Source organism: Kosakonia sp. H7A (assembly GCF_003028445.1).
Taxonomy (GTDB): Bacteria; Pseudomonadota; Gammaproteobacteria; order Enterobacterales; family Enterobacteriaceae; genus Kosakonia; species Kosakonia radicincitans.
Window position 1 is genome coordinate 422,093 of sequence record NZ_PYTZ01000001.1, and the last position, 12,394, is coordinate 434,486.

Sequence of the window (12,394 nt, forward strand, 5' to 3'; positions counted from 1 at the left end):
TTACGGCACGATCTGGTTATTGTTCAGGCAGCCATTCCCTCTGCCTGTGTTAAAGCGAGTTACCATATCCTACACAATTTTTTAACAAAAACTGAGACTAATACGACTTTTTATCCCCGCAGGTTACTTCTGCCGGGTTTGTTGCTTTAATGACGCCAGTATTTCATTACTTAGAAAGGGCTTGATAATGCAAAAACTCATCAACTCAGTGCAGAACTACGCCTGGGGAAGTAAAACTGCGTTAACGGATCTCTACGGCGTGGCGAATCCGCAAAACCTGCCGATGGCAGAGTTGTGGATGGGAGCGCACCCGAAGAGCAGCTCAAAAGTTCAGGACGCCAGCGGTCAGACCCGCGCGTTGCGTGACGTGATCGAGCAGGACAAAAACCGCCTGCTCGGCCAGGCAGTGGCAGAGCGTTTCGGCGAACTGCCGTTTTTATTTAAAGTGCTGTGCGCCGACCAGCCGCTGTCGATTCAGGTTCATCCCAACAAGAAAAACTCAGAAATCGGCTTTGCCAAAGAGAACGCCGCAGGCATTCCGCTGGACGCGGCGGAACGTAACTACAAAGATCCAAACCATAAGCCGGAACTGGTGTTCGCCCTGACGCCGTTCCTGGCCATGAATGCCTTTCGCGAGTTCTCCGACATAGTCTCTCTGCTGCAACCGGTCGCGGGTGCGCATCCGGCTATCGCCCACTTCTTGCAGGCGCCGGGCGCTGAGAGATTGAGCGAGCTGTTTGCCGCGCTGCTCAACATGCAGGGTGACGAAAAATCCCGCGCGCTGGCGGTGCTGAAATCCGTGCTGGAAGAAAAACAGGGTGAGCCGTGGCAGACGATCCGCACAATTGCTGAATTCTACCCCGATGACAGCGGCCTCTTCTCTCCACTGCTGCTCAACGTAGTGAAACTGAATCCAGGCGAAGCGATGTTTCTGTTCGCCGAAACGCCGCATGCCTATCTGCAAGGCGTGGCGCTGGAAGTGATGGCGAACTCCGATAACGTTCTGCGCGCCGGATTAACGCCGAAATACATCGATATTCCGGAACTGGTAGCGAACGTCAAATTCACACCGAAACCAGCCGCCACGCTGCTCACCGAGCCGGTGCGTCAGGGCGCGGAGCTGGATTTCCCAATCCCGGTTGATGATTTTGCGTTCTCGCTTCACGATCTCTCCGCCGCTGAAACCACGCTGGCGCAGCAGAGTGCGGCGATTGTCTTTTGCGTGGAAGGCGAAGCGGTGCTCAGCAAAGGCAGTGACCGTCTGGTACTGAAACCTGGCGAGTCGGCATTCATTGCTGCTGATGAGTCGCCAGTGGCCGTCCGCGGCACCGGGAGAGTGGCGCGCGTGTTCAATAAACTCAACTAAGTTACTGAACTTTTTAATAAGGGTTGCTAAGCTTGCTGTAACCTATTTCGACAGTCCAGGCGGCCACCACCGCCTGGTTTCATTTTTTATGGATAAACACTATGAAAAAAACGTTGGTTGCCGCAGGGATCATTGTTGCACTGGGTGTCGTCTGGACCGGCGGTGCCTGGTACACGGGAAAACAGCTTGAAAGCCGTCTGGCGGAGATAGTGAACGACGCCAATACGCAGATTAAGCACAACGCGCCGGAGGCCAACGTGGAGCTTTCCGCGCAGGATTATCAGCGCGGCCTCTTCTCCAGCCATTTTACGCTGCATATCAAGCCAGTTGATGGCGCCACCAATACCTGGCTGAAACCGGGCCAGAACATTGTTCTGCAAGAAACCGTCGATCATGGCCCCTTCCCGCTGGCGCAGCTTAAGTCGTTCAGCCTGGCCCCGGCAATGGCCTCTGTGCATACGCAACTGGTTAATAACGATGTCACCAAAGCACTGTTCGACATCGCCAAAGGGGAATCGCCGTTCTATGCCGAAACCCGCATTGGCTACAGCGGCGATACGCGCAGCGATATCACCCTGCTCCCGCTCAGCTCTGAAAAAGAGGGCGAGAAAGTCGCCTTCAGCGGTGGCCAGTTCCGTTTCAGCGCGGACAAAGATGGCAACGCGCTCACCCTGAGCGGAGAGGCGCAGAGCGGGCTGGTTGATGCTGTGAATGAGTACGGACAGCGCGTGCAACTGTCGTTTAACCAACTGAAAACCGATGGCAAAAGCGAAATCGCAGCTTTTGATGAGCGCACCGGTAGCCAGAAACTCTCACTCGATAAACTCTCTATTTCGGTGGAAAACAAAGAGCTGGCCGTGCTGGAAGGCATGAACTTAACGGCTAAATCCGACGTGGCGGATGACAAGAAAAACATCAACAGCCAGCTCGATTACACCCTTAATAGCCTGAAAGTTCAGGGCCAGGATCTGGGCAGCGGCAACCTGACGCTAAAAGTGGGCCAGATCGACGGCCAGGCGTGGCATCAGTTCAGCGAGCAGTACAATGCGCAGACGCGCGCGCTGATGGCGCAGCCGGAAGTGGTGCAGAACCCGGAACTCTACCAGCAAAAAGCGACGGAAGCCTTCCTCAATGCTGTACCGCTGCTGCTGAAAGGTGAACCGGTGATTACCGTTGCGCCGTTAAGCTGGAAAAATGCCAAAGGCGAAGCCACCTTCAATCTGTCACTGTTCCTGAAAGATCCTTCCACCGCCACCGGCGCGCCGCAAACGCTGGCCGACGAAGTGGATCGCACGGTGAAATCGCTGGATGGCAAGCTGCTGATCCCGGTGGAGATGGCCACCGAACTGATGACCCAGGTCGCGAAACTGGAAGGTTATCAGCAGGACGAAGCAGCAAAACTGGCTAACCAGCAAGTTAAAGGGCTGGCGGCGATGGGCCAGATGTTCCGTATCACCACGCTTGAGAACAACAATATTCTCACCAGCCTGCAATACGCGAACGGTCAGGTGACGCTGAATGGCGAAAAAATGCCGCTCGAAGAGTTTGTCGGTATGTTTGGTCTGCCGTCGCTTCAGCCCGCACAGCCGGACAACGCCGTGCCCCCGGTGCCGGAAGTACCGGCAGCGCCGCAGCAGTAATCTCTAACCCCTCTGCGGAGGGGTTAATTTTTTGCCAGACAGCAACGCACCTCTCAGCATCAGCGTGTACAACTCATACAACTCGGTGATATATATACGCAATATATTTCAGTTCCCTCCCATACCGCTGATTTTGTGAGGCTGAATGCGTAAAATGGCGTATGAAGATCTTGTCGATACGGTGCTGAAAGACGCCGTTATGGCATTGCTGGCGTCAGAGAGTAAGATCTCTTTCGCCACGCTTGTGCAGCAACTCCAGCAGCATCTGCAGGAGGCGTGCGATGATGAACGACACCACGCGCTTCAGGCGGCTATCCGTGCCGTCTACCTCTACCAGAGCAGCAATACGCGCCATACCAATCCGTTTCCGTTAACCGGGCTTTCAGCGCGGAATAATCTGCCCAGACATTAACCCTGCGGGCAAAAAAACGCCTTCGCGACAGGCGAAGGCGAATCGAGGACACATTTTTTTGATTACAGATCGTCGGGCGTTTTCTGCACGACCAGCTCTAATGCATTGCGATAGATATCCTGTCTGACCACATCATCTTCTGTTTCCAGCAGCCCGATCAGCGCCAGAATCAGATGCTTATTACTGACCTCTACATTCTTTAACTGCAGGTTATGCATGATCTCGTGGATTATTTCCTTTTCCGCTTCATAAGTGCGCGCATCTGTTCCGAAATACGCATTAAGTTGCTCTTCTGTGGTTGTCGTCTGCATAGTAATCCTGAATAAAAAAGAGAGCCCGGCCTCCACGGTATGGCGGGAGGGTTCTGATTCGACAATAAAAAATAGTCACGCTTTTTCACCTGTGCAACTTAATTACATAACAATTTTTTATCTATTTCCCCTGGCGACATTTTTTACCGGCATAAACTCCACACGCCAGAATTTGAAAACCGTTGCGCTTAGAGCTTCTGCGCCACGGCGTCTATAAATGAATGAGTTTTTTTGACCAGCAGGAGGAAAGAATGCCAGTAGTGGTGATTACCGGAGGGACAGCAGGTGTGGGGCGCGCAACGCAATAAACTGGGTAAAAAAGCCCGTCCGGTGGCACCTGTTTTCCAGCCGGAGACGGCCGCACGCGACATCTATCGGGCCAGCCAGCGGCGCGTGCACGAAGTCTGGCTGGGCAGTTCCAGTATTCAGTCCATTGCCGGGAACATGCTTTTCCCCGCCCTTTTTGATCGTCTTCTGGCGAAAAAGGCCTGGGGCGGCCAAACGGAAGAACAACCGCTATCGGCAACCGCCGATTACCTGGATGCGCCGGTTGATGACCTGCATCATGCGCTCGGCCGCTTTAGCGATGAGGCCGAAACACATACGCTGAGCGAAAGCGCCGATCTGCCCGGCACCAACATTGATTTTTTGGTAGCGAAAAGGACCGCTATCGACCGGCGAAACCAATAAACGGTCGGCATCCGCCGTTGAAAAACCGGCAGCATGCGTGCCGGACCACTGCATCGGCGTACGGACAGCCTGACGTTCTGGCAAACGCAAATCATCCCCCATGCCGATCTCATCGCCGTAACGCATCACTGGCGCGCCGGGAAGCGAAAAGAGCACCGCATGCGCCATCGCAATCCACGCGGTATCACCTTGCAGCATCGGCGCCAGCCGCCGCCGGATGCCGCGTTGATAAACTCCCATCTCCTCATCTGGCGCAAACGCCGCCATCACCTCTTTCTTCTCTTCATCACTGAGACCGTCGAGATCCAGTTCGTCATGGTTACGTAGCCAGTTGGCGAAACAGGCGCGTAGCGGCGGTGCAGGGATTTCACGTAACGCATCCGCCAGCGGCGTGGCATCCTGCCGGGCGAGCGCCAGGAAGAAGTGTTTATTAATGTTGAAACTCAGCAACATATGCAGCCGATCATTGTTGCCGAAGTAGTCGGCATACTCATCAACAGCGACATCCACTTCCCCCAGCAGAATGGTTTCAGGCCTGCGCAACATGACAAAATCACGCAGATGGTTCAGAAGCCAGTAACCTTTATCAGCATCGCCACCACCGGCCTGCTTCACCATGTGCGATGCCGCATCAAGGCGGAAACCAGAGACGCCAAGCCGCAGCCAGAAAACGATAATGCGTTCGATCTCTTTAATCACCTGTGGGCACTGAAGATTCAAGTCGGGCTCGTGGCGATAAAACATGTGCCGGTAATACTGCTGCGCGGCCTCATCCCAGCTCCAGACGCTCTCTTCGACGCCGGGAAACATCGGATCATCATCCTCTTCTGGTGGCTCATCAGCCCAAATGTAGTAGTCGCGATAAGGGGAGTGTTTATCCTGCCGGGCCGACTGAAACCAGACATGCTGATCGGAGGTATGCTGCAAGACAAGCTCAATAATGACATGGATCCCCAGCTCTTCCGCCTCTTCCAGCAGTAAGACCATATCGGCGATATCGCCAAAACGCGGGTCAATTTGCAGGTGATCCTGCACATCGTACCCGCCATCAAGAAACGGAGTGAGATAAAAAGGTGTTAACCAGACGCCCGTCGCGCCCAGGCCGCGAATGTAATCCAGGCGGCGGCGAATACCCTGCAAATCACCGCAGCCATCGCCGTTCCCGTCCAGAAAAAAAGGGGTATCAATCTGATAGATGACAGCATTTTTATACCAATCACTTCGCATCCAACGCTCCTCTTGCTGCTGTTCGCTTACAGAGTGAAGGATAGATGTTTTTCTCGCCCGACAGGCCGCAACAGCGCGGTATTCATGGAATCTGAAAAAAACAGGCAATCTGCGTTACGTGCGCCACATCGCACCAAAAATCGGAGAAATCTTTACCCTGTGCGCTTTCGGCTTTGGCCTTTGCGAACTAAGGATTAGTGATGACGGTAAAAACCGCCCAGAAAATAACATTGTGGGAATTTTTTCAGCAATTAGGTAAGACATTTATGTTGCCGGTCGCCCTGCTCTCATTTTGCGGGATCATGCTTGGCATCGGCAGTTCACTGAGCAGCCGCGATGTGATTACGCTCCTGCCATGGCTTGGACACCCGCTGTTGCAGGCAGTGTTTATCTGGATGAGCAAAATCGGCGCATTTGCCTTTACCTTCCTGCCGGTGATGTTCTGTATCGCCATCCCGCTGGGGCTGGCCCGTGAAGATAAAGGCGTTGCGGCGTTCTCCGGGTTTGTCGGTTATGCGGTAATGAATCTGGCGGTCAATTTCTGGCTGACGGCAAAAGGGGTTTTACCCACCAGCGATGCGGCGCTTCTCAAAGCGCATAACGTGCAGAATGTGCTGGGCATTCCCTCCATTGATACCGGCATCCTCGGCGCAGTGATTGCCGGGGTGATCATCTGGCGGCTGCATGAGCGCTTTCATACGCTGCGCCTGCCGGATGCACTGGCTTTCTTCGGCGGTACGCGTTCGGTACCGATTGTCACCAGCATTGTGATGGGCATGATTGGCCTGGTAATCCCGCTGGTCTGGCCGTGGTTTGCGCTGGGGATTAGCGGGCTTGGGCACATTATCGATCGCGCTGGCGAGTTCGGCCCGATGATTTTCGGCACCGGCGAGCGGCTGTTGCTCCCTTTCGGCCTGCAACACATTCTGGTCGCGCTGATTCGTTTTACCGAAGCGGGTGGCACCATGGATGTGTGCGGTCATACGGTCAGCGGCGCGTTAACCATTTTCCAGGCACAGCTTGGCTGCCCGGAAACCCACGGTTTTGCCGAGAGCGCTACGCGTTTTCTGTCGCAGGGTAAAATGCCGGCTTTCCTTGGCGGCTTACCGGGCGCAGCGCTGGCAATGTATCACTGTGCAAGACCAGAAAACCGCCATAAGATTAAAGGCTTAATTATCTCCGGCGTGATTGCCTGCGTGGTCGGCGGCACCACCGAACCGCTGGAGTTCCTGTTCCTGTTTGTCGCCCCGGCGCTCTACCTGCTCCATGCCTTGTTAACCGGTCTTGGTTTCACCGTGATGGCGGTGCTCGGCGTAACTATTGGCAACACGGACGGCAATATCATCGACTTTATCGTTTTCGGCATACTGCATGGCATGGCGACCAAATGGTATCTGGTGCCGGTCGTTGCCGCCGTATGGTTTGTGACGTATTACGCGCTGTTCCGTTTTGCTATCACCCGCTTCAACCTGAAAACACCGGGGCGCGAGATCGACACGGCCAGCGAGGCGAACAGCGCAACGACAAGTGCGCAGGGGCAATCGGGCTATAATGTCCCGGCTCTACTGAACGCGCTCGGCGGCGCAGAGAATATCGATTCGCTGGACAACTGCATCACCCGTTTACGTCTGGTGGTGAAGGATATGTCGCGCGTGGACGAGGCCGCCCTGAAAGCGAACCGGGCAATCGGCGTGATTAAAGTTAATCAACATAACCTGCAAGTGGTGATTGGTACGCAGGTTCAGTCAGTGAAAGATGAGATGGTGCAGTTGATGCGCGCACCGCAGGCGGTAGCCCAGACGGAGGCAGGATAAAATGACAGACACAACCTCTTTCGATTTTGCCACCCCAATCGATCGCCACGGAACCTGGTGTACGCAGTGGGATTACGTTGCCGATCGTTTCGGCCACGCCGATTTGCTGCCTTTTACCATCTCCGATATGGATTTCGCCACAGCACCCTGCGTCATTACCGCCATGCAGCAACGGCTGGCGCACGGCGTGCTGGGCTACAGCCGCTGGAAAAATGACGATTTTCTCGGTGCGATTGAACACTGGCTGGCCAGCCGTTTTAACTGTCCGTCAGATCGGGAAACCTTTGTTTACGGCCCATCGGTGATCTGGATGATCGCCGAGCAGATTCGGCAATGGTCGCAGCCTGGCGATGGCGTGGTGGTGCATACACCCGCCTATGATGCGTTCTACAAAGCGATCGCAGGGAATCAGCGCCAGATGTTTTCCGTGCCACTGGAGCGTAACGATGCAGGCTGGTACTGCGATATGACGCGTCTGGAAGCGGTGTTAAGGCGCCCGGAAAGCAAAATTCTTCTCCTGTGCAGCCCACACAACCCAACCGGCAAGCTCTGGACACGGGAAGAGCTGGAAACCATGGCCGCGCTGTGCGAGCGGCATAACGTCAGGGTGATCAGCGATGAAATCCATATGGATATGGTCTGGAGCCAGCGTCCACATATCCCATGGCATACCGTGGCGCGCGGCCCGTGGGCGCTGTTTACCTCGGCGTCAAAAAGCTTCAATATCCCGGCGCTGACCGGCGCATGGGGAATGATTGGCGATGCGACGTCGCGCGAGAACTGGCTGGATGCACTGAAAAACAGTAATGGTCTCTCCTCACCGGCGGTGTTATCCGTGGTTGCGCATATTGCCGCTTACCGCCAGGGCGCGCCATGGCTGGATGCTCTGCGAACGTATCTGCGCGCCAATCTGGAGTATATCGCCAGCCGGTTAAATCAGGCATTCCCGTCGCTTAACTGGCAGATCCCGGAATCAACCTATCTGGCGTGGATCGATTTACGTCGCACTGGAGTGGACGACGATGCTCTGCAAAAGGCGCTGATTGAGGAGCAAAAAGTCGCCATTATGCGCGGCGATGTTTACGGCGCGGAAGGTCAGGGATTTATTCGTTTAAATGCCGGTTGCCCGCGAATAAAACTTGAGCGCGGCGTCGAAGGGTTAATTGCCGCATTAACATCGCTAATGTGATGTCTACGTTTGTCAGCACCAATACTTTTTAGGCGGCTGAAGAGATTACGTTCACCGAACACCTATAATATCGGCCATTGCTCAAAACAGAGTCGCCTGCAGGCGGCTCTGTTTTATCGCTAATAATCGCGGAATATTACCCAATGCTTCCTCTCAGGCAACTGACAGAAATGATAGTGGATCAACCATAAAATTGGGTTGTTATTCTCCGCTATAGCCTTTTCATTCAGGGATTCATAAATTTAGCTGTATTTTTAATAGCTTATTGAGCTGTGGTATAATGGTATGCACTTTAGCAAAAATAAGAGTGCGACCATGATAGATCCAAACCTGCCACTAACTGACATCCATCGCCATCTCGACGGCAATATCCGCGCCCAAACTATTCTGGATCTTGGCCGCCAGTATAATTTACCCCTGCCCGCGCAAACGCTCGACGCGCTGCGTCCGCATGTGCAGGTCACCTCGAACGAACCCGATCTGGTCAGTTTTCTGGCGAAACTCGACTGGGGCGTGAAAGTGCTGGCTTCGCTGGATGCCTGCCGCCGTGTGGCGTACGAAAATATGCAGGATGCGGCCCTTAACGGCCTGCATTATGTCGAGCTGCGTTTCTCTCCAGGCTATATGGCCATGACTCACAACCTGCCGGTTGCTGGCGTGGTGGAAGCGGTAATTGCCGGCGTGCGTGAAGGCAGCCGCGATTTCAACGTCCAGGCGCGGCTAATCGGTATTATGAGCCGCACCTTTGGCGAAGCCGCCTGTTTGCAGGAGCTGGAAGCCTTACTGGCACATCGCGACGGGATCACCGCGCTGGATCTGGCGGGCGATGAGCTTGGCTTCCCTGGCAGCCTGTTTCTGTCGCACTTTAACCGCGCGCGGGATGCGGGCTGGCGCATTACCGTGCACGCAGGCGAAGCAGCCGGGCCGGAGAGCATCTGGCAGGCAATTCGCGAACTGGGCGCCGTGCGTATCGGCCACGGTGTCAAAGCGATTGATGATGCGGCGCTCATGGATTTCCTTGCTGAGCAGCGTATCGGCATCGAATCCTGCCTGACGTCGAATATTCAGACCAGTACCGTGCCTTCGCTCGATCGCCATCCACTCAAGACTTTCCTCGAACATGGCATTCTTGCCAGCATTAACACTGACGATCCGGCCGTGCAGGGTGTGGAAATTGGTCATGAATATCAGGTTGCGGCACCCGCAGCAGGGCTGAGTCGCGAACAGATTCGCCAGGCGCAAATCAACGGGCTGGAGATGGCGTTTCTCAGCGAGCAAGAGAAACAGGCATTACGGGAGAGAGTGGCAACCGCCTGAAACAAACCGCTCACGCAGCGGCGTGAGCGGTCAATTGTCAGGTCAGGCTCAGGGTGGCGCGATGTTTTGCGGACTCAATCCCCAGTTCGATTAACTCCATAATCTGAATAGCCTGGCTGGCCGGAACCGGGTTTTCACCGACGCCATTAAGCGCATCGCGAATCGCAGCATAGTAGGCCGGGTAGTTGCCCGGCACGGTCAGCCAGCTCTCTTCCCTGCGTTCTTCGCCTTCCACGCGCGTCAACACGCCGTCGCGCATATCGTAGCCCCAGTCAGCCTGCGGCAAACGCGCGCCATTTTTCAGGCACTCTTCCTGCGGATCCAGACCATATTTCACATAGCTACCACGACTGCCGTGCACAATGTAGCGTGCCGATTCCGCCGCCGCCAGCAGCGTACCATGCAGCACCACGCGGCGTTGCGGGTAAGTCAGTACGGCATGGAAGTAGTCGGTTGATTGTGCACCCGGACGCAACTGCGCCAGATCGGCCATCAGCGATACCGGCAGACCGAATAAATTGACCGCCTGATCGAGCAGATGCGGACCTAAATCGTACCAGATGCCGCTGCCCGGACCGCCCTGTTCGCGCCAGCGGTTGCGTACCTGCGGACGAAAACGGTCAAAATGGGATTCAAAATAGGCCACCTCGCCCAGAGCGCCGTCCGCCAGTAGCGCTTTTAACGTCAGAAAATCACTGTCCCAACGCCGATTGTGGAACACAGACAATACGCGCCCAAGACTACGCGCCAGCGCATCCAGTTCGCGGGCTTGTGACAGTGTCACTGTAAAGGGTTTATCCACGACCACATGCTTACCGGCTTCCAGTGCCGCTTTCGCCAGCGGAAAATGGGTATCGTTGGGCGTGGGGATCACAATCAAATCGATTTGCGGATCGTTGAACAGATGTTTCGGTTCAGAAACAACCGGCACGACGGGCCAGTCAGCTTTGACTTTTGATTCATCACTGCTGGAAATAGCCGCCAGTTCCATTCCTGGCGTTCCGGCAATCAGCGGCGCGTGAAACGTTTTACTGGCATAGCCATAACCGACTAAGCCAACACGGATCTTATCACTCATATCATGGCCCCTCCTTTTAGAGCACTTATTTGACACCATCTGTCGAATGGCGACAACCGCTTCCTCTATTCATAAATTTCATGAATGATTTAGACCCATTACGCCCTGGTTTCCGGTCGAAAAATCTGCTTAAATCTGCAACCAGCACCTTTTCGAGACATGATGGCGTTTTTTATACGTGGATTAACATCAGGGAGTTGTAGAAGTATGGCCGGAATAATCAATCGGATCATTGAACTAATGGGGTGGGTGGTGCTTGGCGTATCGACCGTTCTTTTGGTTTTCGCCAGCCATATCGATAATTATCAGCCCCCGGAACAGAGTATTGTGGCGCAGAAAAAATAATAACGAAAACTCCTGGTAAAGAGAGTAAATGCTTATTGCCAGCGGTGGCGAAGAACGTTAATCTTCTTCTCCGCCGCCGTTCTGGCATCTGTTTTCATTCGAAAAGAAAACTCTTAATTTAATAGTAGAGCTATTTACGTTGCGATAATAATAATGTTTATTATTCGAACGAATTAGCCCCATTTTATTTACGCCTCTTTCAATATATGGATAACCCACGACATGACCGTTCAGGACTATTTATTAAAATTCCGCAAAATCAGTTCGCTCGAAAGTCTGGAAAAATTGTTTGACCACCTCAACTACACGCTTACCGACACTGCCGAAATCATCAACATGTACCGCGCCGCCGATCACCGCCGCGCTGAGCTGGTCTCTGGCGGCCGCTTGTTTGACATTGGGTGCGTTCCACGCTCTGTCTGGCGCTACGTGCAGTAACGCCTCTGGCATTTGGCGCGTAATGCTTTATACTCGTCGCCCGGCGAAATAAATGCATTACATTAAAGCCTTAACAGAGGAATACACATGACGACAACGCCTGCAGAACGAATCGGAGGCTGGTTACTTGGCCCTCTGGCCTGGTTGCTGCTCACGTTATTAAGTACTTCTCTGGCATTAATGCTCTATGCCACCGCGCTATTAACGCCACAGACGGTCGCGGCGCTCGGCGCGCAAACGCTGAAAGAAAACGTTTTGTGGTTCGTTTCGTTCGCCTTTGCTATCGCCATCTGGTATTACACGTTCTGGCTGGTGATCGCCTTTTTTAAGCGCCGCCGCAGCGTACCCAAACACTTTATAATCTGGTCGTTAATTTGCGTCCTGCTGTCGCTGAAAGCGTTCGCTTTCTCTCCCGTTTCCGACGATCTGGCGGTGCGACAGCTTCTGTTCCCACTGCTTGCCGCTGCGCTGATGGTGCCTTACTTCAAGCGTTCTCAACGCGTGAAAAAGACATTTGTTAATCCGTAATAACCTTACAGTTATCCTGTTGTCGCCCGGTGCTGTTTG

Annotated in this window: 11 protein-coding genes and 1 pseudogene; 9 read left to right on the top strand and 3 right to left on the bottom strand. The window is 54.1% G+C overall.

Annotation, left to right across the window (positions count from 1 at the left end; translation table 11 throughout):
* The first annotated feature begins 187 nt into the window (after positions 1-187).
* The 3 genes from manA to CWM66_RS01840 all read left to right on the top strand — a co-directional run bounded on the left by manA (position 188) and on the right by CWM66_RS01840 (position 3,418).
* Positions 188-1,366, top strand: coding sequence for a mannose-6-phosphate isomerase (manA, locus tag CWM66_RS01830; RefSeq protein ID WP_072438650.1), 1,179 nt, complete (start codon positions 188-190; stop codon positions 1,364-1,366).
* A 101-nt stretch (positions 1,367-1,467) separates the two neighbouring features.
* Positions 1,468-3,006, top strand: a complete 1,539-nt coding sequence (locus CWM66_RS01835) for a YdgA family protein (protein ID WP_035889259.1) — start codon at positions 1,468-1,470, stop codon at positions 3,004-3,006.
* A 154-nt stretch (positions 3,007-3,160) separates the two neighbouring features.
* Complete coding sequence (locus CWM66_RS01840) at positions 3,161-3,418, top strand: hypothetical protein (protein ID WP_139201259.1); 258 nt, start codon at positions 3,161-3,163, stop codon at positions 3,416-3,418.
* A gap of 62 nt (positions 3,419-3,480) precedes the next feature.
* Here CWM66_RS01840 and CWM66_RS01845 read toward each other — a convergent pair whose 3' ends face one another.
* Together CWM66_RS01845 and CWM66_RS01850 are read right to left on the bottom strand one after the other, a co-directional pair.
* Positions 3,481-3,729: a biofilm development regulator YmgB/AriR family protein gene (locus CWM66_RS01845; RefSeq protein ID WP_007374803.1), complete on the bottom strand. Its 249-nt coding sequence runs from the start codon at positions 3,727-3,729 to the stop codon at positions 3,481-3,483.
* Positions 3,730-4,365: 636 nt separating this feature from the next.
* Positions 4,366-5,646 (bottom strand): annotated as a pseudogene (locus CWM66_RS01850) (alpha-amylase family protein); the annotation flags it as partial.
* Between the two features lie 200 nt (positions 5,647-5,846).
* On the opposite strand from CWM66_RS01850, the gene malX reads away from it, so the two are divergent.
* From malX to add, 3 genes are all read left to right on the top strand, one after another.
* On the top strand, positions 5,847-7,460 hold the full coding sequence (gene malX, locus CWM66_RS01855; protein ID WP_107146183.1) for a maltose/glucose-specific PTS transporter subunit IIBC: 1,614 nt from the start codon (positions 5,847-5,849) through the stop codon (positions 7,458-7,460).
* Between the two features lies 1 nt (position 7,461).
* On the top strand, positions 7,462-8,649 hold the full coding sequence (locus CWM66_RS01860; RefSeq protein WP_107146184.1) for a MalY/PatB family protein: 1,188 nt from the start codon (positions 7,462-7,464) through the stop codon (positions 8,647-8,649).
* Positions 8,650-8,964: 315 nt separating this feature from the next.
* On the top strand, positions 8,965-9,966 hold the full coding sequence (add, locus tag CWM66_RS01865; RefSeq protein ID WP_007374798.1) for an adenosine deaminase: 1,002 nt from the start codon (positions 8,965-8,967) through the stop codon (positions 9,964-9,966).
* A 37-nt stretch (positions 9,967-10,003) separates the two neighbouring features.
* Here the strand turns inward: add and CWM66_RS01870 are convergent, their stop codons facing one another.
* On the bottom strand, positions 10,004-11,044 hold the full coding sequence (locus CWM66_RS01870) for an oxidoreductase (RefSeq protein WP_072438645.1): 1,041 nt from the start codon (positions 11,042-11,044) through the stop codon (positions 10,004-10,006).
* Positions 11,045-11,251: 207 nt separating this feature from the next.
* Between CWM66_RS01870 and blr the strand changes: the two genes are divergently transcribed.
* The 3 genes from blr to CWM66_RS01885 all read left to right on the top strand — a co-directional run bounded on the left by blr (position 11,252) and on the right by CWM66_RS01885 (position 12,355).
* The gene (gene blr / locus CWM66_RS01875; protein ID WP_007374796.1) at positions 11,252-11,389 is read left to right on the top strand and encodes a division septum protein Blr; all 138 of its coding nucleotides are present in this window, start codon (positions 11,252-11,254) and stop codon (positions 11,387-11,389) included.
* Between the two features lie 222 nt (positions 11,390-11,611).
* Positions 11,612-11,827, top strand: a complete 216-nt coding sequence (gene ydgT, locus CWM66_RS01880; protein ID WP_007374794.1) for a transcription modulator YdgT — start codon at positions 11,612-11,614, stop codon at positions 11,825-11,827.
* 87 nt (positions 11,828-11,914) lie between these two features.
* Positions 11,915-12,355, top strand: coding sequence for a DUF2569 domain-containing protein (locus CWM66_RS01885; RefSeq protein WP_007374793.1), 441 nt, complete (start codon positions 11,915-11,917; stop codon positions 12,353-12,355).
* Positions 12,356-12,394 lie beyond the last annotated feature (39 nt).